The sequence below is a fragment of the Rhodoferax sp. LS1R11 genome (genome assembly GCF_056521395.1).
On record NZ_JBWMAW010000001.1, the window covers coordinates 1 to 18,431 of the forward strand.

The following is an 18,431-nucleotide window of genomic DNA, read 5'->3' on the forward strand; positions in this document are numbered from 1 at the left end:
TTTGGCAGCGGCCCCGAGCAGTCCCAGGACGATGGAGACCAGCAGGGCCGACAGGGAGACCCCCACCGTGAGCGCGGAGCCTTGCAGGATCGAGAGGTAGTAGGCGTTCATGAGGCGTTCAGCGGGGGGCGGTCCTGGGTTCTTGCGACTTACTTGCCGTAGACGTCAAACTTGAAGTACTTGTCGTTGATCTTCTTGTAGACGCCGTTGCCGCGGATGGCCTTGATGGCGGCACTGAGTTCGCCCTTGAGTTTGGCGTCGCCCTTGCGCAGGCCAATGCCGACACCGGTGCCGAAGTATTTCTCGGTGTAGAGCTCGGGGCCGACCAGGGCGTAGTCCTTGCCTTCGGGCTTGCTCAGGAAGCCGCCGGTGACTTCGACGAAGTCGGCCACGGTGCCGTCCAGGCGGCCGGACTTGATGTCCAGGTAGACCTGGTCCTGGGCTTCGTAGGGGATGACGTTGACACCCACCGTCTTGAGTTCGCCCATGGCGTACTTCTCCTGGGTGCTGCCTTTGAGGACGCCGATTTTCTTGCCCTTGATGGAGGCCGGTCCGGTGAACTTGACGTCGTTCTTCACCACCACACGGCTGGGGGTGTTGTAGTACTTGTCGGTGAAGTCGATGGCTTTGAGGCGATCGGCGGTGATGGACATCGAGCTGATGATGACGTCGTATTTCTTGGCTTGCAGGCCGGGGATCATGCTGTCCCAGACTTGTTCGACGAAGACGCATTTGCGTTTGATCTGTTCGCACAGGGCGCTGGCGATGTCCACATCAAAGCCGGTGGGTTTGCCGTCCGCGGTCTTGAAGGTGAAGGGCTCGTAGGTCGGGTCGATGGCGACTTTGAGGTCTTTGCCTTGGGCGAAGGCGCCCGCGCTCAGGGTGCCGATTGCGAGGGCCAGCAGGAGTTTCTTCATGGAGGGGGTCCTTGGATATGCCGGGGTGAAATCTCGGCAGGTTGAAAAAGTAGAGAAAATCATTCTACGGTTGGATACACGCAAAAATGATGCCTGACAGTCGATGCGTATTGGGGTTTACACCGTGAGGTCGTAGTGCTTTACACCCGTAACAGGTCTTGTCCCGCTGAAACAAAAAAGCCCCGTAATCGCTTACGGGGCTTTTCGCTATTCTGGAGGAAGAGGTGGGATTCGAACCCACGGTACCTTTCGGTACGCCTGATTTCGAGTCAGGTACATTCGGCCACTCTGCCACTCTTCCATGTGTCTTTACAACACGTCACCGAATTCTAGCAGCACGCGACCAGAGGCCATCTTTGCAGGCTTTTCAGCCTCAACGACCACCCCGCCAGATTGACAGTGCTATCTGCTTACTCGGTGGCGCTCATCTGTTGCAAGGCCGAATGGATGTCTGCTTTTTCGATCCCGGCATCGGATTGGAGTTTGTCCGCGAGGCCACTGAGCGCCGAAGCACCTTGGCTCTGCAGCAGGCCAATGGATTGACCGACTTCTTTGGGTGAGTCGAAACCCAGGCTTTGCAGCAGCACGCGACCTTCGATGTCCACGAGCTTGAAGTAGAACTTGCCGTCGCTTTCGCGGTATTGTTTGAAAACAGGCTTGGCCACTTTGGCGGTCTTGACTGTTTTGCCACCCGCCTGCACGCGCAAGTCGCGCAAACCGACGGCATGGCGCAGGCGGCCCATGAAGGGGGTGGCGATTTGGCGCGCCTTGGAAGCACCTTTGAGCAGGATGGCCTCGATCTTGGCCGGGTCGTTCATGAGGGCCAGGTAGGCCTCACGCATGGGAGCGATCTCGCGGTCGATGCGTTCAAACACGATCTGTTTGGCGTCACCCCAGGCAATGCCCTCGGTGTAGGACTGGCGCAACGCAGTGGTTTCTTCGGGCGTTGCAAAGGCCTGAAAGATTTGAAACAAAGCAGAGCCCTCGGTACTCTTGGGCTCCCCGGGTGCACGTGAGTCGGTCACGATGCCGGCGATCAGCCTCTTGAGTTGCTCACGCGGCGCAAACAACGGGATGGTGTTGTCGTAGCTCTTGCTCATCTTGCGACCGTCCAGGCCGGGCAGGGTGGCCACGTCTTCTTCAATCTCGGCTTCGGGCGGCACAAAATGCTCGCCGTAACGGTGGTTGAAGCTGTGCGCCATGTCGCGCGCCATCTCGATGTGCTGAATCTGGTCACGCCCCACCGGCACCTTGTGGGCGTTGAACATCAGAATGTCTGCCCCCATCAACACGGGGTACATGAACAGGCCCGCGCTCACATCCGAGTCGGGGTCATCCCCCGCGCTGGTGTTTTTGTCGACCGATGCCTTGTAGGCATGGGCCCGGTTCAGAATACCTTTGCCGGTGACACAGGTCAGAAACCAGGTGAGTTCCGGAATTTCAGGGACATCCGACTGACGGTAGAAGATGACGCGTTCCGGGTCCAGGCCCGCTGCGAGCCAGCTGGCCGCAATTTCCAGCGTGGAGCGCTGGATACGCGAGGGCTCATCAATTTTGATCAGGGCATGGTAGTCGGCCAGAAAGTAAAAACTCTCCACGTCAGCGCGCAGGCTGGCCCGCACCGAGGGGCGGATTGATCCCACATAATTGCCCAGATGGGGGGTGCCGGAGGTGGTGATGCCGGTCAGGAAACGCTTGGAACTCGTGTCAGACATGGGGTGCGTGGGTGAACCAGATTGAATTAGCTGAACAAAAACGCCAGGGGCGTGAGCAAGGTATTGAGGAGCCAGAAGGTCATTGCCATCACAGGCTGCATCCACAGGGTGCTGACGATGCCGGCAATCACCAGGGCCATGACAATGAAGAAGCCCCAGGGCTCAATGCGCGACACCAGTTCAGCTTGCCGATAAGGCAACAGCCCGACCAGAATGCGTCCGCCGTCCAGCGGGGGCAACGGGAACAGATTGAAGGCAAACATCACGACGTTGACCAAAATACCGCCCTGGCACATTTGCAGAAAGAAGTACTCGTTCACGCCGCTGCCTTGCAGCAGGATCAGCAAGGCGCCCCAGATCAGGGCCTGAACCAGGTTGGCGCCGGGACCGGCCAGCGCCACCCAGATCATGTCGCGCTTGGGGTTGCGCAGGTTGCCAAATCGCACGGGAACCGGCTTGGCATAACCAAACAGGAAGGCGCCGGAGGTTGCAAAATACAGCAGCAAGGGCATCAGGATGGTGCCGACCGGGTCAATGTGCTTGATCGGGTTGAGGGTGATGCGGCCCAGCGCGTAGGCGGTGTTGTCGCCAAAATGCCGTGCCGCATAGCCGTGTGCCGCCTCGTGCAGGGTGATGGCGAACAGCACCGGTAGCGCATAAATGGCGACGGTTTGAATGAGTTGTGCAATATCCATCGGGCAATTGTCTCAGAGGGGTGGCGTGCAGCGCGTCACAGGCCGAGCGCAGCCACTGAACCGCGTCCCTCTCGAATGATCACGGGCTCAGCGCCGGTCAGGTCGACCACCGTGGTGGGCTCCAGGGCGCAGGCACCGGCGTCGATCACGGCGGCAATCTGGTTTTTGAAGCGCTCAAGAATGTCCTGTGCGTCATTGAGCGCGTCGGTTTCCCCGGGCGGAATCAGCGTGGTGGCCAGCAAGGGGCCGTGGTGCAGCGCCAGCAGCTCTTGCAAGACCTTGTGCTCAGGCACGCGCAAGCCGATGGTCTTGCGCGCCGGATGACTCAGGCGGCGCGGCACTTCCTTGCTGGCTTCCAGAATGAAGGTGTAAGGCCCGGGCGTGGCGGACTTGATCAACCGAAACTGCTGGTTGTCTACCCGTGCGTAGTTGGCCAGTTCGCTCAGGTCACGGCATAACAGGGTCAGGTGGTGCTTGTCGTCCACGCCACGGATACGGCGCAGCTTGTCAGCGGCGGCCTTGTCGTCCACATGGCACACCAAGGCATAGCTGGAGTCGGTGGGCACGGCAATAACGTCGCCTTTTTCAAGCAGGGCAACCGCTTGTTTGAGTAGCCGGGTTTGTGGGTTGTCGGGGTGAACTTCAAATAGTTGGGTCATGGGGTGTATTGTCGATGAAAGGCAGGCAACGCCACGGCCGCGGACCGTGCAGGTCGCTCAACCGGGCGTCACGACGGCGCGGCGTTCCTGCGACAACTCATGAGCCGACAGCAAGGCATTGCCGACGCCACTGAGGCCAATTACGGCCATCCCGACCCAGGCCAGCGTGTCGGGTACGTGGTTGAAGGCCATCCACCCTGCCAGCATGGCGAAGGCAATCTGAATATAAAGATAGGGCGTCAGGACGGGTGCGGGCGCGCGCATGTAGGCGCGAATTAGCATCAAATGGCCGAATGTTCCAAAAAAGCCGACCGCCACAAACAAGGGCCAATGCAGCAGCAACGCTGAACTGTTCCAGTGGAAATACACAATAGGACTCATTGCCACGGCGCCGACCAGGCCGCTGTAAAAGTGGGTGGTATAGACGTTTTCCTGGCCGCTCATGCGGCTGGTCAGCACCTGAAAGCCGGCGTTGGCGATCACCAGAACAACCGGAAACAGCAAAGCCCAGCTGAAGACTTGCCCGCCCGGATGAATCACCAGCAAGACGCCCATGAGGCCGGCAAACATCAACAGCCAGCGGCGTTGGGACACTTGGTCTTTGAGCAGCCACGCCGCCAGAGCCGTGGCCGCTAGCGGTGACAGCATCACCATGGCGGTGAATTCCCCGACTGGCAGATGCTGCAAGCCAAACATGGCACAGGCGCTGGTTGTCAGCAAAAGCCCACCGCGCAGCGCCTGAAACCGCGGGTTGGGGGTGGTGAATAAGCTGAGTTTTTGTTTGCGAAAGCGCAGGGCAAGCGTGAGTACCGCCTGGAATGCATAGCGAAACCACAGCAGCATGACCACGGGCACGAGCGCCGTGGCGTATTTGGTCACCGTGTCGAGGATTGCAAAAGCAAAAGTCGCCAGCACAATCAGCAAAACCCCACCACCTTGTCGCGATCGCCAAAACGACATGGGTGGTTCAGTGGTCGCTGTTGGCCGCTGCCCGGCCGTGGCTGGGAGGGTGTTGAATGCGGCCTGCCAGCAGTTCCCACACCGGTGTCAGCTGCCCGGGTAAATAGGGCAGGGTGCCAAGCTCCGTATGACTCTCGTCGGGGCTGTGAAAGTCGCTGCCCCGGGAGGCGGCCAGTCCAAATTCACGCGCTGTGTCGGCGTAGGTGATGTACTCGGCCGGGGTATGGCTGCCGGTGATGACTTCAACACCCTGGCCGCCGTGGCTTTTGAACTCGGTGAACAGCGCGAACTCTTCGTTGGGCGTGAACTTGTAGCGGGCCGGGTGCGCGATGACGGCGGCGCCGCCCGCCTCACGGATCCAGGTGACTGCGTCTTTCAGCGTGGCCCAGCGGTGTTCGACAAAGCCGGGTTTGCCTTCGGTCAGGTATTTGCGGAACACCTCGTTGGTGTCTTTGCACACGCCGCTTTCCACCAGAAAGCGTGCAAAGTGGGTGCGTGAGATCAGTTCGTGGTTGCCTGCAAATTTCAATGCACCTTCGTAGGCGCCCTGGATGCCAGCTTTGGCCAGACCGGCCGACATGTCCATGGCGCGTTGACCGCGGCCACCGCGGGTCTGGATGAGGCCCCGGTTCAGGGCCTCGTTGTCGGCGTCAAAACCCAAGCCGACGATGTGCACCGTCTTGCCGATGAAAGTCACCGATATTTCGACGCCGGTGAGGTAATGCATGCCCTGCGCCTTGGCCGCCGCTGCCGCCCGTTGCTGGCCGCCGATTTCGTCATGGTCGGTGAGGGCCCACAGCTCGACCCCGTTGCCTTTGGCGCGTTCGGCGAGCGCCTCAGGAGTCAAGGTGCCGTCGGAGACGACGGAATGGCAATGGAGATCGGCGTTGAGTATGGAGGTCACAGGGGCATTTTAGGCGCTGAGGTTGTTACAGCTCGGCTGCCTCCACCAGAAACCTCACTCGCCGCACACCATTCCAGGCGTCGGCATCAAGCCGGAACGCCAGCTTGACGCGGGGGGGCAGCGGCTCGGTGTGACCGAACCAGATGCCGTCCACCGGCTGGCCCTGGTGCTTGAGCTTGAGGGCCAGGTGTTTTTCCCCCACCAGCCGTTGTGAGATCACCTCCACCTCTTCGCTGAAAGTGGGGGGCGCAAAGCCCTGCCCCCACACCTCCTTGTGCAGCACGTCCACCAGTTCGATGCGGCGGTACTCGGGTTTGAGGGGGCCATCGGTATCGAGGCGACGGGTCAGGGTGGCGGCGTCCAGCCATTCCCGGGCGACTTCGTTCAGGCCCTGCTCAAAGGCGTCAAAATTTTCCTCTGCAATGGTGCAGCCTGCCGCCATGGCGTGGCCGCCAAAACGCAGCAACACGCCGGGGTAGCGCTTGGCCACCAGGTCCAGCGCGTCGCGCAGGTGAAAGCCGGGGATGGAGCGGCCCGAGCCTTTGAGTTCGTGCTCCTTGCCTGGTGCCGCGCTGGCGGCAAAGACAAAGGTGGGGCGGTGCAGTTTGTCCTTGATGCGCGAGGCCACGATGCCGACCACGCCTTCATGAAAGTCGGGGTCGAACACGCAAATGGCCGGGGGCGGCTCTTCGTCTTCGTCAAACAGGGACTCGGCAATTTCAAAGGCCTGTTCGCGCATCGTGCCTTCAATCTCGCGGCGCTCGCGGTTAATGCCGTCCAGCATCTTGGCCAGTTCGTCAGCCCGCGCCGGGTCGTCGCTGAGCAGGCACTCAATGCCGAGTGTCATGTCGGACAAACGGCCTGCGGCGTTGATGCGTGGCCCCAGGGCAAAGCCAAAGTCAAAGGTGGTGGCGACCGGTGCCTGGCGGCCTGATGCTATAAAAAGAGAAGCTACTCCCGCAGGCATGGCAAGGGCTCTGACTCGTTTTAACCCTTGGGCGACCAAGCGGCGGTTGTTGGCGTCGAGCTTGACCACGTCGGCCACGGTGCCCAGGGCGACCAGCGGCAGGAGGGTGTCCAGTTTGGGTTGCGTGGTTGTATCGAACACGCCACGCTGGCGCAACTCGGCGCGCAGGGCCAGCAGCACATAAAACATCACGCCGACACCGGCAATGGATTTGCTGGGAAAGGTGCAGCCAGGCTGGTTGGGGTTGACGATGACGTCGGCCTCCGGCAACACGATCTGGCCGTTGACGGAGGCGGGCAGGTGGTGGTCCGTGACCAGTACCTGCAGCCCCAAGGCTTTGGCGGTTGCAACGCCCTCGAAGCTGGCGATGCCGTTGTCCACGGTGATCAGCATGTCGGCGCCGCTGGCTTTGACGCGTTGCGAGATGGGGGCGGTGAGGCCATAGCCGTCCACCACGCGGTCGGGCACCATGTAGTCCACATGTTTGGCGCCCAGCATGCGCAGGCCGCGAAGCCCCACGGCACAGGCGGTGGCGCCGTCGCAGTCGTAATCGGCCACGATGCACAGTTTTTTGTTGGCGGCAATGGCATCTGCCAGTAGGGCGGCCGCGGCCGCCGTGCCCAGCATGTCGCCGGGCGGAATCAGGCGGGCCAGGCCGTCGTCGAGTTCCTGGGCGCTTTGCACACCTCGGGCGGCATACAGCTGGGCCAGCAGGGGGTGGATGCCGGCCTGCTCCAGCGTCCAGGCGGACCGGGGTGGAATATCGCGCGCTATGATTTTCATAGCTGCTCCAGCACGGTAGACGGGGGCTGGGTGCCAAAAAGATTCATCATTCTCTTGAACAGGGTTTGGGGCTTGGCGGTGAAGGTCTGTGCATTGCGTTCGCCGCACAGCGTGAGTTGACAGGGCAGACCCTGGTCCAGTGCTGCGAGCAGGGCCACGCATTCTGTGGCATCCAGTGCCTGCCAAGCCTGGGCCCAGGCGCGCCAGTCGTCATTCAAGGCGGCTGCGCGCAGGAGGGGGGGCACGGTTGGTTGGGGCGCCACGGCGGAAGAGGTGTAGCCCGGGGGCAGCGCCCCGGTGCCACTCAGCCAGAACGAGTTGACGGGCAGCACGCCGCGTGCGGTGCGGGCGTCGTTCACGGGGTGGGTGTAAAGTAACATCTGCATTTCGTTTTGCAGGCGGCGCAGGCCGGCGGCGCTGGCGCTGCGCGGCATCCAGTTCTCCACATTGCGGCCTAGCACCCGGTCGAGGGATGCGGTGGGCAGGTCTCTGAATACCTCGCCCTGGGCGAGCCAGCGGTTGGGTCGGTCGTCGTGCAGCGCGATGCCGTCTTCCTTGAAATAGGGCTGCATCGCGGCCAGCAGCGTTTGTGATTCTTCGGCAGAGAAGTCCGGCAAAGCCTGCCCGCTCATGGCGATGTGGTGGGTGCCGACCTGCCAGTTGCAGGGCGTGATGAAGCCCCAGGCCCCGGCCTCCTGTTTGTGCAGGGCGGCCCACGGAATCAGGCCGTCTACCGTCGCAAGGCCTATGGCGCGCGCCAAAGCCCGTTCGTGGGGCGTGGACAGACTGAACTCGTCGCCCTGGTCCAGCGGGTTTGGCGTCAGCCGGGACAACAGTTTTTCAAGATGAGGAAGCTTCAAGGGGGCGAGGGCTTGCTTGCAGTCGTCGGAGCTGGCAAATGCGAATGGAATCAGGAGGTGCATGGGGCGATTGTCCCGGATATATGGCCGCCAGGCTGCCCGCGGGGTAGGGAATGCCACAATGGCGCCTGTTTTAAAAACGGTCAGTCGATGCAAATTCCTTACGAGCTTATCCTTGGCTGGCGCTACACCCGGGCGGGTCGTGCCACCCGTCGCAACGGCTTTATTTCCTTCATTTCCGGGGTTTCCATGCTGGGCATTGCCTTGGGTGTGGCCGCGCTCATCATTGTGCTGAGTGTGATGAACGGCTTTCAGAAAGAGGTGCGTGACCGCATGCTGGGCGTGGTGTCACACATCGAGATTCTGGCGCCCAATGGCGCGGCCTTGCCCGACGTGACCAAGACCCTGGCCGAAGTGCGTGCCAACCCCCAGGTCATTGGCGCCGCCCCTTTCATCGCCACCCAGGCCTTGCTGGCAAGGGGTGAAGACATGAAGGGCATCATCGTACGCGGCATCGACCCGGCGCGTGAGCCCGAGGTGACCGACCTGGCGGTGGAGATCAAAAAAACATCCCTCTCCAAGCTGATTCCTGACGAATTTGGCGTGGTGCTGGGGGGCGAGCTGGCACGCTCCCTGGGCGTGCGTGAGGGCGACAAGGTGACGCTGGTGGCGCCCAGCGGTCAGGTGACCCCGGCCGGTGTGGTGCCCCGCCTGAAACAGATGACCGTGGTGGGTACGTTCGACTCAGGCCACTTTGAGTACGACTCGGCGCTGGTGCTGCTGCACATGGACGATGCGGCCAAGATTTTTCGCCTGGAAGGCCCCACCGGTGTGCGGGTCAAGTTGCGTGACTTGCACCAGGCCCGCGAGGTGGCGGCGCAGCTGGCCGAAACCTTGAGCGGCGACCTGCTGGTGCGCGACTGGACCCGCCAGAACCGCACCTGGTTTGCCGCGGTGCAGGTCGAGAAACGCATGATGTTCATCATTCTCACGCTCATTGTGGCGGTGGCGGCGTTCAACCTGGTGTCCACCCTGGTGATGACGGTGACCGACAAGCGCGCCGACATTGCCATCTTGCGCACGTTGGGGGCGAGCCCGCGCAGCATCATGGGCATTTTTGTCGTGCAAGGTGCCATGGTCGGTGTCATCGGCACAGTAGCGGGTTTGCTGCTGGGCCTGGGTGTGGCCTACAACATTGATGTGATCGTGCCCGCGCTGGAGCGGCTGTTCCAGGCGAACTTCCTGCCCAAAGACATTTACCTGATCAGCCGGATGCCCAGCGACCCTCAGCAGGCGGACATTTTGCCGATTGCCATTATTTCCCTGGTGATGGCCTTTGTTGCCACCCTGTACCCCAGCTGGCGCGCCAGCCAGGTGAACCCTGCCGAGGCCCTGCGTTATGAATGATGTGATGAGTGCTGCTGTTTCAAGCGACGTGGTGCTGGGCGCCCGGGGCCTGACCAAGCGATTTACCGAAGGTCGCCTGGATGTGACCGTGCTGCAGGGTGTGGACCTGGATGTGCGCCCCGGCGAGACGCTGGCCATCGTCGGCGCGTCGGGTTCCGGCAAGAGCACCTTGCTGCACCTGATGGGGGGCCTGGACGCTCCCACCAGCGGCACCGTCTGGCTCAAGGGCCAGGATTTGGCGCACCAAAGTGCGGCTGCGCAGGGCCGTTTGCGCAACAAGTACCTGGGTTTTGTCTACCAGTTTCACCACCTCTTGCCTGAATTCAGTGCGCTGGACAATGTTGCCATGCCTTTGTGGATTCGTCGTACGGCGCCCGAGGAGTCTGCGCAGGCAGCTACCAAAATGCTAGCGCGTGTGGGCCTGCAAGACCGCCTGCACCACCGGCCCGCCGAGTTGTCGGGCGGCGAGCGCCAGCGCGTGGCCATTGCCCGCGCCCTGGTCACCCAACCGGCCTGTGTGCTGGCCGACGAGCCCACGGGCAACCTGGACCGCAGCACCGCCAACGGCGTGTTTGAGTTGATGCTGGACCTGGCCCGCACCCAGGGCACCTCGTTCATTGTGGTGACGCATGATGAAACGCTGGCAGCCCGCTGCGGGCGGCAGCTGCGCCTGGTGCAGGGCAAGCTGTCGGAATCAGCCTGAAGATAATGACAGACGCAATTTAAAAGACACGACGGAAAATTTATGAAAGACCTCGGATTTACCACTGCCAACGTTCACTCCGACCGGGCGTTCGGCGTCGAGCATGGTGGCCTGCACAAACCCATCCACACCTCGGTGCAATACGGCTTTGAGCGGGTGGAAGACCTGGTGGGCGTGTTTCAGGGCACCACCAAAGGCGGCTTTAACTACGCCCGCCAGGGCACGCCGACCACGGCGGCGCTGGAGGCCAAGATCAACCGCATGGAAGAGGGTGTGGGCACCATCTGTTTTGCCACCGGCATGGGGGCGATCACGGCCGTATTCCTGACGCTGCTGCGCGCGGGGGACCACGTGGTCGTCAGCCGCTTCGTGTTTGGCAACACCAACAGCTTTTTGGGCACGCTGCGGCAATTGGGCATCACCGTGAGCCTGGTGGACGCCACCTCGTGCGACGCCGTGGCCGCCGCCGTGCAGCCCAACACCCGGCTGGTGTTTGTGGAAACCATTGCCAACCCCGGCACGCAGATCCCCGACCTGGCCGCCATTGGCGCGCTGTGCAAGGCGCGCGGTTTGCTCTACGTGGTGGACAACACCATCAGTTCGCCCATGCTGTTTCGCCCGAAGAGCGTGGGCGCCAGCCTGGTCATCAACGCATTGACCAAAACCATTGCCGGTCATGGCAACGCCTTGGGCGGCTCGGTGACTGATACCGGTTGTTTTGACTGGCAGGCTTATCCCCATATTTTTGAGGCCTACCGCCAGGGCGATGCCCGCCAGTGGGGCTTGGTCCAGGTCAAGAAAAAAGGCTTGCGCGACATGGGCGCCTCGCTCTCGTCCGAGCATGCGCACCAGATCAGCGTGGGGGCCGAAACCCTGGCCTTGCGCGTGGCTCAAAGCAGCGCCACGGCGCTGCAGTTGGCGCGGTTTCTGGAAGCGCATCCGGCGATCAACCGGGTTTATTACCCCATGCTGGAATCACATCCGCAGCATGCCTTGGCCAAGCAGCATTTCAGTGCCGGTTCGTGGTTGTTGTCGTTTGAGTTGCGCAATGCGGACGACTGTTTTGCCTTCATCAACCGCCTGCAATTGCCCGTCAAGGCCACGGGTCTGGGCGACACCCGCAGCCTGATCATTCCTGTGGCGCACACCATTTTTTGGGAAGCGGGTGCGCAAGCCCGCGCGGACATGGGCATTGCGGACGGATTGATCCGTTTCTCGGTCGGTCTGGAAGACGTGGCCGATTTGCTGGCGGACTTCACGCAGGCCTTGCAAGGCTGATCAGGAGCCGGAGTTTGCCTCCGGCTTGGCGCCACGCAAGAGTGTGAGCGCCAGCAGGGCAGATGCCGCCATCAAAAACAGGCTCACCGCATTGAGCACCGGCGTGGCGCCTTCACGCATGCGGCCATACATCATGACCGTGAGTGGGGCGTCCGAGCCCACCAGCATCAGGGTAGTGTTGAAGTTCTCGAACGACATCAGGAACGAGATGGCTGCCGCGCCGATCAGCCCGGGCTGCAGGTAAGGCAGGGTGATGGTGGTGAATACCGCCAGGCGCGAGGCGCCCAGGTTGTAGGCGGCGTCTTCCAGCGTCACGTCAAAACGCTTGAGCCGCGCCGTGATGGTCAGCGTGGCAATCGACACGATGTAGGAAAACTGCCCCAGCACCACCAGCGGCAGGCCGGGGCGCAAAAACTCCAGTTCCAGCCCATACAGGTCATCGGCCAGATTCGCAATGCGGCTGGCGAAGGCCAGGATGGAGATACCCAGAATCACACCCGGAATGACCAGCGGTGCGAGCATCAGCAAGGACAGCGCCTGTTTGCCGCGAAACTGTGTGCGCTCAATCAAAAAAGCATTTGCCGTGCCCACCCCCACGGCCAGCACCGTCACCCAGCACGCCACCACGACGCTGGTCCACAGGCTGCCGAGCATCGCTTTGTCGGCAAACAGGCCCTGGCGTCCCGTGCGGGCACCCGATGTGTCACCCAGAAACCAGTCCAGCGTGAAGCCGCGCCAGGGCGGCGCCGGGTAGGGCGCATCGTTGAAGGCAAACACTGCCACGATCGCCAGCGGCAAAAACAGAAACGCGAAAAATACCACCGCATACACCACGGTGCTCGCCCGTAACCAGGCAGGGCGGGGCAGGGACAGGATCATGAACGCTGCATCACTTCCCCCAATTTTTGACCACTGAGTTGCAAGCCCACCCAGACAATGGCGGTACTCAAGCCCAGCAGCAAAAAGCCAAATGCCGCGCCTTGTTCCCAGTTGAAGCGGGTGATGAACTGGGTGTAAATCTGTTCGGTAAACCACTGCGAATTTTTGCCGCCCAGCAACGTGGGTGTGAGGTAGTTGCCCAGGGTCAGCATGAACACCACAATGCAGCCGGCCACGATGCCGGGTGCCGCGTGTGGAATCACAATCTGACGCAGGATCGACCAGCCGTTGCCGCCCAGGTCATAGGCGGCTTCAATCAGTGAGTCGTCCAGACTCTCCAGCGCGCCAATCAGCGGCACCACCATGAACAGCATGGAGGTGTAGACCAGCCCGACCAGGATGGTGGCGTCGTGGTACAGCAAGTCCACCGGCACGGCGGTCAGGCCCAGCCACACCATCAGCTGTGGCAACACGCCCGACTCACGCAGCAGAATCATCCAGCCCAGGGTGCGCACGGTCTCGCTCACCCAGAAAGGAATCAGGCACAGGATGAACAGCATCGACTTGCTGCGGCCGCGCGCCACTTTGGCAATCATCCACGCGATCGGAAACGCCACTAGCAGCGTGAGCGCCGTGGCCAGAATCGACATGACGGCGGTGCGCACAAAGGTGTGCCAATACAGGGGTTCTTCAAGAAAGGTGCGGTACTGCGCCAGACTGGGCTCGTACACGCGCGGCGCTACGCGGGCGCGCAGCGACAAGATGCCCAGCTCCACGTGCGGCAACACGATCAGCCCGACCAGCCACAACAAGGCCGGGGCCAGCAGCAGCGCCAGCATCAGCTGCGCGTGCAGCTGGCGGTTGCGGGGTTCAGCCGGCATGGTCTGCCGCGAAGCACACCGCCCGCTGCGGGTTGAAGCTGAAGTTCACCATCTCGCCCACCATCAGGTCCGACAGGTGCCCTGTTTGGGGCAGCGCAATGCGAAACTCGGTGCGTGATTTTTCCTCGCGCAGCAGCACGGCCGAATTGGCGCCGTCGAACAGCAGGCTGTCAATCCGGGCGCGGTAGGCGGGCAGGCCGGGGTCTGAAAACCCCGTGGCGGTGCGCGACAGGCTGGCCACTTCGGGCCGTACAAAAGCTTCCACGGCATCACCCATCCGGACCGTGCCCATGGCGCGCGCGGACATCACCATGCCTTGCGCACTGGCCAGTGTGACCATGTCACCGTTGACCTGCGTGGCCTTGCCTTGTACACGGTTGTTGGCCCCTACAAAACCCGCCACAAAAGGTGTTTGCGGCTGGTAGTACAAGTCCTGGGGTGTGCCCACCTGCTCGAAGCGCCCGTGGTTCATCACGGCCACGTGGTCGGACAGCACCAGGGCTTCGGACTGGTCGTGGGTGATGTAGACAAAGGTGGTGCCAAAGGCCGCTTGCAATTGTTTGAGCTCAATTTTCATGTGCTCACGCAACTTCAAATCCAGCGCTCCCAGGGGCTCATCGAGCAGCAGCAGCGTAGGTTCCAGCACCAGGCTGCGCGCAATGGCCACGCGCTGTTTTTGCCCGCCGGACAATTGGTCAACCCGCTTGTTTTGCGCGCCGGGCAGGCTCACGCGTTCGAGCATTTCGCCCACGCGGCGTTTGATCTCATCTTTGGCTACACCACGCCGCGCCAGGCCGTAGCCCACGTTCTCGCCGACCGACATCATCGGAAACAGCGCGAGGTGCTGGAACACCATGTTGACCGGGCGCTTGTTGGGCGGCACGCCGTTCATCGGGTTGCCGCCAATGCGGATGTCACCCGTGTCGGGGCTCAGGAAACCCGCAATCATGCGCAGCAGCGTGGTCTTGCCGCAGCCAGAGGGGCCCAGGATGGAGAAAAAGCTGCCACGCGCCACGGTGAACGAGAGGTCGTCCACCGCGATAAAACCGCCGTAGCGCTTGCCCAAGCGCACGGTTTCCAGATCAGGCTGCGCCACCCCAGAGGGTGAGGTGGACGCAGCAGTCGTTGGGCTCAATGCGGCGTGCTTCAGTTGGCCGCTTTGATGCGGTCGAGCACGCGGCCTTCGATGTCTTCCACACCCGCGGGCACAGCGGGGTACCACTTCACGTTTTTCAGCGCGGCTTCAGGGAAGCTGACTGCAAACTGTGACTTGAGCTTGGCGTCCATCAACTGTTCTGCGCCTTTGGAGGCGGTGAAGTTGCCAGCTGAAGAGGCCACTTTGGCCGCGATCTCAGGACGCATGTTGAAGTTGATCCAGGCGTAGGCGGCTGCATCATTCTTGCCTTTGGCGGGGATGGCAAACGTATCAATCCAGCCCAGTGCGCCGGACTTGGGCGCGATGAACTGGATTTCAGCCTTCTCGCCATTGAGCTTCCAGCCGCCCGTGTCCCACATCATGGCGCCGACGATTTCGCCGGTGCGCATGCCATTGAGCAACTGGTCCTTGTTGTCCCAGAAGAATTTCAGGTTGCCCTTGCAGGCGATCATGGTCTTGCCCACGTCATCCATCAGCGCGCTGTAGGCTTTGGGGTCGTTATACAGGGCAAATGGGTCCTTGCCCGCGGCGAAGGCAAACGCCAGCAGGGTCGGGCGCTTCAGGCGCACGGCCGTTTTGCCTTTGACATCAGCGCGGCACAGGTCGGGGTAGTCGGCCATCTGGGTGAGTTTGGTGTTGACCACCAGGCCGTCCGTGCCCCAGATGTGGGGCAGGCCATAGACCTTGCCACCGAGCGTGGTGTTGCGCTTGGTGGCTTCCAGCATGGAGGGGATGAACAACTCGGCCTTGAGTTTGCTCATGTCCATGGGTTTGTAAATGCCGAACTCTTGCTGGGGTCCGGTGATGCGGTCCTGCGAGGGCTGCGCCAGATCGAAACCTGCACCGCCGGTGGCACGCAACTTGGAGATCATCTCTTCGTTGTTGGACAAAGTGAGTTCCACCTTGTAGCCGCTTTCCTTCTCAAACTGTGCCACGATGTCGGCCGGTGCGTAGTCAGCCCAGGTCAGCAGGCGAAACGTTTTTTCCTGCGCCAGGGCAGAGCCTGCAACGCCTAACGCGAGAATGCCTGCGGCAACCAAAGTACGGTGGGTTTTCATGCGGTTTTTTCCTTGAGGGTGTGTGACAGCGTAAAGCCTGGACAATGAGCGTCTCTAACCAGCCGAGGCTATCGTAGGCACATGACGTTTTGATGTCAACTCTGTGACGACAACAAGGTATCCACGTTTTATGAATTTCTGGATCGACACCCATTGCCATCTCGATGCGCCAGAGTTTGAGGCTGCAGCCCAGGCGGTACGTTCGCAGGCAGCTATCAATAACGTAGCGCTGTGCGTGTTGCCAGCCGTGGAGGTAGGCAACTTCGATGCCGTTCGCCAACTCGCGCACCAAGGCTGTGACGGCTATGCGCTGGGCATTCATCCCCTGTACGTGGCACGTGCACAAGAGACGGATCTGGCAACCCTGGATGCAATGCTGCTGCGCTACCGGGACGACCCGCATCTGGTGGCCGTGGGCGAGATCGGGCTGGATTTTTTTGTGCCTGCCTTGTGTGAGAGCCCGCTGCGCGAGCGGCAGGAATACTTTTATGTGGCGCAACTCAAGCTGGCACGCAAACACGATTTGCCAGTGATCCTGCACGTGCGCCGCTCCGCCGACCGGCTGCTCAAGGGCCTGCGGGATGTAGGTGGACGCCACACGGCGTGGCAGGGCATTGCCCATGCCTTCAATGGCAGCGACCAACAAGCCCAGGCATTCATCGCGCTGGGTTTCAAACTCGGGTTTGGCGGTGCACTGACCTATGAGCGGGCCCAGCAGTTACGCCGCCTGGCGACTACCTTGCCCCTGGACGCTTTGGTGATGGAAACCGATGCGCCCGACATGCCGCCGCACTGGTTGTACAAAACGGCCGAGCAGCGCGCGGGCGGCGCAGCGCAGGGCCGCAACGAGCCCGGCGAGTTGCCACGCATTGGTGCAGAACTGGCCGCCTTGCGCGGCATCACCGCGGACGAGTTGGCCGCGGCCACGACCTGCAACGCGATGGCCGCCTTGCCGCGACTGCGTGCTTTAATGACGATTTAAACAATGAGAAAGAGACAGAAATTCAGACGCTTTGGCTTTGTGCAGCCGTGATCAAGGCGCGGTCGGAGGGCGTCGTTGTTTCGAGCGCGCCAGTATGAGCGGCGATGTGTTGAAGCCACTTGGCGGATTGCGCCAGGTCGATGGCGGCGCGCAACGCACGGGAAGGTCGGTCAGACTGAGCAAACAGGAACCCAATGGGTGTGAGTACCTCAGGGGCGTTCAGCGGCACGGTTTCCAGTTCGGCATAACCACGCAGGACCCCCACGAGCGCGCTCGGCAATATGCTGCTGACTTCGCCTACCAGCACGGTCAAACCAAGTGCCAGAATGGAGTTGGTTTCAATAACTGGCTTGATCTTGACGCTGGACTTTTGAAACGCAAGGTCAATGATGGTGCGGTTGTGCATTTCCGTCGTCAGCAGGCACATGGGCAATTGCGACGCGGCTCTCCATGTCATCGGTTTGCCCACCATGTGCAGGCCAGTTTTGGCGGGCTTGGCGGCGCGGCGCAACAGGTAATACCGTTCGGTGTATTGATCAAGGGTTGCAATTTTGGTGCCCCTGGATTTGAGTCGCTCGGTATACCCCAGTGCCATATCCAATGAGAGATTTTCCAGACCGGCCTCAATGTCGGGTGAACTCATCGACCGCAGAACCAGGGACAGGCCCGGGTGCCGCCCTTGCAGCATGCCGGCAAACCGCGCGGCAATCGGCATCACCGAAGGAACTGCACCCAGCGTAAGGCAGCCTACAGGCCGGTCTGCCGTGCTTTTCAGATCTTGCTGCAGCAACTCCTGTTCATGGATGACCCGCTGGGCGGTGATGAATATGCGTTCTCCCTCCGGGGTGAAGCTTTCAAAAGATCGCCCCCGCTTGACAATGGCGGTGCCGAATTCCTCCTCCATGGCACGAATGGCATTGGACAACGCGGGTTGCGTGATGTGGCATGCTGCTGCGGCGCGTCCGAAGTGCTGGTGTTGATGGAGGGCGACAAGGTAACGAAAGGACGTAAGCAGGCTCATGACGGGTGATGATAGCGACCCGTGCAGTCCGATTTTTTGAAAACAAAATGCTGGGTCAACCGGTCCCCCAGATGCTGAAAGACATACCCAACCACCCGAATCAAGCACCCCGCCTCACTGGCCTCGCCCCCATCGTCTGTGCCGATACCCGGCTGCTGGTGTTGGGTAGCTTCCCCGGCGCTGCCTCGCTGGCGCACCAGCAGTACTACGCCCATCCACAAAACCAGTTTTGGCGGATTCTTCAAGCCATTTGGCCCTCTAGCCCAATAGACATGTGGGCAAGTAGCTATGAAAAACGTAGCAATTGGCTGCTGGAGCGGGGGCTGGGTGTGTGGGACGTCTACGCCTCCTGCGAGCGCCAAGGCAGCCTGGATGCCGCCATTCGCAATGCTGATGTCAACGACTTTGCGGGCCTGGCGCGGCGCTGCCGGCAACTCGCCGCCATCGCCCACAACGGCGGCGAGAGCTTCAAACATGCCCGGTACACGGCGGCGCTGGGCTTGCCTGTCTACAAATTGCCCTCCACCAGCCCGGCCAACGCCAGCTGGAGCTTCGAGCGCAAGCTGGCCGCCTGGCGCGAGGTGATGGCCGCGGCCGGGCTTTGAG

The 18,431-nt window shown here is 61.5% G+C and carries 18 protein-coding genes and 1 tRNA gene; 5 read left to right on the forward strand and 14 right to left on the reverse strand.

Annotation, left to right across the window (positions count from 1 at the left end; all coding sequences use genetic code 11):
• Nucleotides 1-149: 149 nt before the first annotated feature.
• The 9 genes from AC097N_RS00005 to AC097N_RS00045 form a co-directional block, all read right to left on the reverse strand.
• Entirely contained in the window at nt 150-917 is a 768-nt protein-coding gene (locus AC097N_RS00005) for a lysine/arginine/ornithine ABC transporter substrate-binding protein (protein ID WP_479578686.1), read from the reverse strand.
• A gap of 213 nt (nt 918-1,130) precedes the next feature.
• Nucleotides 1,131-1,218, reverse strand: a tRNA-Ser gene (locus AC097N_RS00010).
• 109 nt (nt 1,219-1,327) lie between these two features.
• Entirely contained in the window at nt 1,328-2,632 is a 1,305-nt protein-coding gene (locus tag AC097N_RS00015; protein WP_479578687.1) for a tryptophan--tRNA ligase, read from the reverse strand.
• Between the two features lie 26 nt (nt 2,633-2,658).
• Nucleotides 2,659-3,327, reverse strand: coding sequence for a site-2 protease family protein (locus AC097N_RS00020; protein WP_479578688.1), 669 nt, complete (start codon nt 3,325-3,327; stop codon nt 2,659-2,661).
• Nucleotides 3,328-3,362: 35 nt separating this feature from the next.
• Nucleotides 3,363-3,986 (reverse strand): L-threonylcarbamoyladenylate synthase, encoded by a 624-nt coding sequence (locus tag AC097N_RS00025; protein WP_479578689.1) that lies wholly within the window; start codon nt 3,984-3,986, stop codon nt 3,363-3,365.
• A gap of 57 nt (nt 3,987-4,043) precedes the next feature.
• On the reverse strand, nt 4,044-4,946 hold the full coding sequence (locus AC097N_RS00030; protein ID WP_479578690.1) for a DMT family transporter: 903 nt from the start codon (nt 4,944-4,946) through the stop codon (nt 4,044-4,046).
• Nucleotides 4,947-4,953: 7 nt separating this feature from the next.
• Nucleotides 4,954-5,850, reverse strand: coding sequence for a 3',5'-nucleoside bisphosphate phosphatase (locus tag AC097N_RS00035; protein ID WP_479578691.1), 897 nt, complete (start codon nt 5,848-5,850; stop codon nt 4,954-4,956).
• 25 nt (nt 5,851-5,875) lie between these two features.
• Entirely contained in the window at nt 5,876-7,600 is a 1,725-nt protein-coding gene (gene recJ, locus AC097N_RS00040; protein ID WP_479578692.1) for a single-stranded-DNA-specific exonuclease RecJ, read from the reverse strand.
• Complete coding sequence (locus tag AC097N_RS00045; protein WP_479578693.1) at nt 7,597-8,523, reverse strand: phosphoglycerate mutase; 927 nt, start codon at nt 8,521-8,523, stop codon at nt 7,597-7,599. Before AC097N_RS00045 ends, recJ begins: the two co-directional genes overlap by 4 nt.
• Before the next feature lie 87 nt (nt 8,524-8,610).
• Here AC097N_RS00045 and AC097N_RS00050 point away from each other — a divergent pair, with 87 nt between their 5' ends.
• The 3 genes from AC097N_RS00050 to AC097N_RS00060 are packed head-to-tail and all read left to right on the forward strand — an operon-like array spanning nt 8,611 to nt 11,848.
• Nucleotides 8,611-9,867, forward strand: a complete 1,257-nt coding sequence (locus AC097N_RS00050; RefSeq protein WP_479578694.1) for a lipoprotein-releasing ABC transporter permease subunit — start codon at nt 8,611-8,613, stop codon at nt 9,865-9,867.
• 4 nt (nt 9,868-9,871) lie between these two features.
• On the forward strand, nt 9,872-10,570 hold the full coding sequence (gene lolD, locus AC097N_RS00055) for a lipoprotein-releasing ABC transporter ATP-binding protein LolD (RefSeq protein WP_479578695.1): 699 nt from the start codon (nt 9,872-9,874) through the stop codon (nt 10,568-10,570).
• Between the two features lie 42 nt (nt 10,571-10,612).
• A complete protein-coding gene (locus AC097N_RS00060) occupies nt 10,613-11,848 on the forward strand; it encodes a cystathionine gamma-synthase family protein (protein WP_479578696.1) in 1,236 nt (411 codons plus the stop codon).
• On the opposite strand, the gene AC097N_RS00065 is transcribed toward AC097N_RS00060, so the two are convergent.
• From AC097N_RS00065 to AC097N_RS00080, 4 genes are read right to left on the reverse strand one after another with little or no spacing between them, the layout of a single operon-like run.
• The gene (locus AC097N_RS00065; protein WP_479578697.1) at nt 11,849-12,727 is read right to left on the reverse strand and encodes an ABC transporter permease; all 879 of its coding nucleotides are present in this window, start codon (nt 12,725-12,727) and stop codon (nt 11,849-11,851) included.
• Nucleotides 12,724-13,608, reverse strand: coding sequence for an ABC transporter permease (locus AC097N_RS00070; RefSeq protein ID WP_479578698.1), 885 nt, complete (start codon nt 13,606-13,608; stop codon nt 12,724-12,726). Before AC097N_RS00070 ends, AC097N_RS00065 begins: the two co-directional genes overlap by 4 nt.
• Nucleotides 13,598-14,743 carry an ABC transporter ATP-binding protein gene (locus AC097N_RS00075; RefSeq protein WP_479578699.1) on the reverse strand — a complete coding sequence of 382 codons (1,146 nt, stop codon included), beginning with the start codon at nt 14,741-14,743 and terminating at the stop codon, nt 13,598-13,600. The genes AC097N_RS00070 and AC097N_RS00075 overlap by 11 nt, the downstream gene beginning before the upstream one ends.
• 11 nt (nt 14,744-14,754) lie before the next feature.
• A complete protein-coding gene (locus AC097N_RS00080) occupies nt 14,755-15,822 on the reverse strand; it encodes an extracellular solute-binding protein (protein ID WP_479578700.1) in 1,068 nt (355 codons plus the stop codon).
• A gap of 130 nt (nt 15,823-15,952) precedes the next feature.
• Here AC097N_RS00080 and AC097N_RS00085 point away from each other — a divergent pair, with 130 nt between their 5' ends.
• Nucleotides 15,953-16,804, forward strand: coding sequence for a TatD family hydrolase (locus AC097N_RS00085; RefSeq protein ID WP_479578701.1), 852 nt, complete (start codon nt 15,953-15,955; stop codon nt 16,802-16,804).
• A 22-nt stretch (nt 16,805-16,826) separates the two neighbouring features.
• Here the strand turns inward: AC097N_RS00085 and AC097N_RS00090 are convergent, their stop codons facing one another.
• A complete protein-coding gene (locus tag AC097N_RS00090) occupies nt 16,827-17,825 on the reverse strand; it encodes a LysR substrate-binding domain-containing protein (RefSeq protein ID WP_479578702.1) in 999 nt (332 codons plus the stop codon).
• Nucleotides 17,826-17,896: 71 nt separating this feature from the next.
• Between AC097N_RS00090 and AC097N_RS00095 the strand changes: the two genes are divergently transcribed.
• Nucleotides 17,897-18,430 (forward strand): DNA-deoxyinosine glycosylase, encoded by a 534-nt coding sequence (locus AC097N_RS00095; RefSeq protein ID WP_479579178.1) that lies wholly within the window; start codon nt 17,897-17,899, stop codon nt 18,428-18,430.
• Nucleotide 18,431 lies beyond the last annotated feature (1 nt).

Bases quoted from the DNA above. Each gene is read 5' to 3' on its own strand.
- AC097N_RS00080 (WP_479578700.1), bottom strand. From the start codon at position 15,822: ATGAAAACCCACCGTACTTTGGTTGCCGCAGGCATTCTCGCGTTAGGC.
- AC097N_RS00090 (WP_479578702.1), bottom strand. From the start codon at position 17,825: ATGAGCCTGCTTACGTCCTTTCGTTACCTTGTCGCCCTCCATCAACAC.
- AC097N_RS00045 (WP_479578693.1), bottom strand. From the start codon at position 8,523: ATGCACCTCCTGATTCCATTCGCATTTGCCAGCTCCGACGACTGCAAG.
- AC097N_RS00030 (WP_479578690.1), bottom strand. From the start codon at position 4,946: ATGTCGTTTTGGCGATCGCGACAAGGTGGTGGGGTTTTGCTGATTGTG.
- AC097N_RS00015 (WP_479578687.1), bottom strand. From the start codon at position 2,632: ATGTCTGACACGAGTTCCAAGCGTTTCCTGACCGGCATCACCACCTCC.
- AC097N_RS00070 (WP_479578698.1), bottom strand. From the start codon at position 13,608: ATGCCGGCTGAACCCCGCAACCGCCAGCTGCACGCGCAGCTGATGCTG.
- recJ (WP_479578692.1), bottom strand. From the start codon at position 7,600: ATGAAAATCATAGCGCGCGATATTCCACCCCGGTCCGCCTGGACGCTG.
- AC097N_RS00050 (WP_479578694.1), top strand. From the start codon at position 8,611: ATGCAAATTCCTTACGAGCTTATCCTTGGCTGGCGCTACACCCGGGCG.
- AC097N_RS00060 (WP_479578696.1), top strand. From the start codon at position 10,613: ATGAAAGACCTCGGATTTACCACTGCCAACGTTCACTCCGACCGGGCG.
- AC097N_RS00025 (WP_479578689.1), bottom strand. From the start codon at position 3,986: ATGACCCAACTATTTGAAGTTCACCCCGACAACCCACAAACCCGGCTA.
- AC097N_RS00020 (WP_479578688.1), bottom strand. From the start codon at position 3,327: ATGGATATTGCACAACTCATTCAAACCGTCGCCATTTATGCGCTACCG.
- AC097N_RS00095 (WP_479579178.1), top strand. From the start codon at position 17,897: ATGCTGAAAGACATACCCAACCACCCGAATCAAGCACCCCGCCTCACT.
- lolD (WP_479578695.1), top strand. From the start codon at position 9,872: ATGAGTGCTGCTGTTTCAAGCGACGTGGTGCTGGGCGCCCGGGGCCTG.
- AC097N_RS00085 (WP_479578701.1), top strand. From the start codon at position 15,953: ATGAATTTCTGGATCGACACCCATTGCCATCTCGATGCGCCAGAGTTT.
- AC097N_RS00065 (WP_479578697.1), bottom strand. From the start codon at position 12,727: ATGATCCTGTCCCTGCCCCGCCCTGCCTGGTTACGGGCGAGCACCGTG.
- AC097N_RS00005 (WP_479578686.1), bottom strand. From the start codon at position 917: ATGAAGAAACTCCTGCTGGCCCTCGCAATCGGCACCCTGAGCGCGGGC.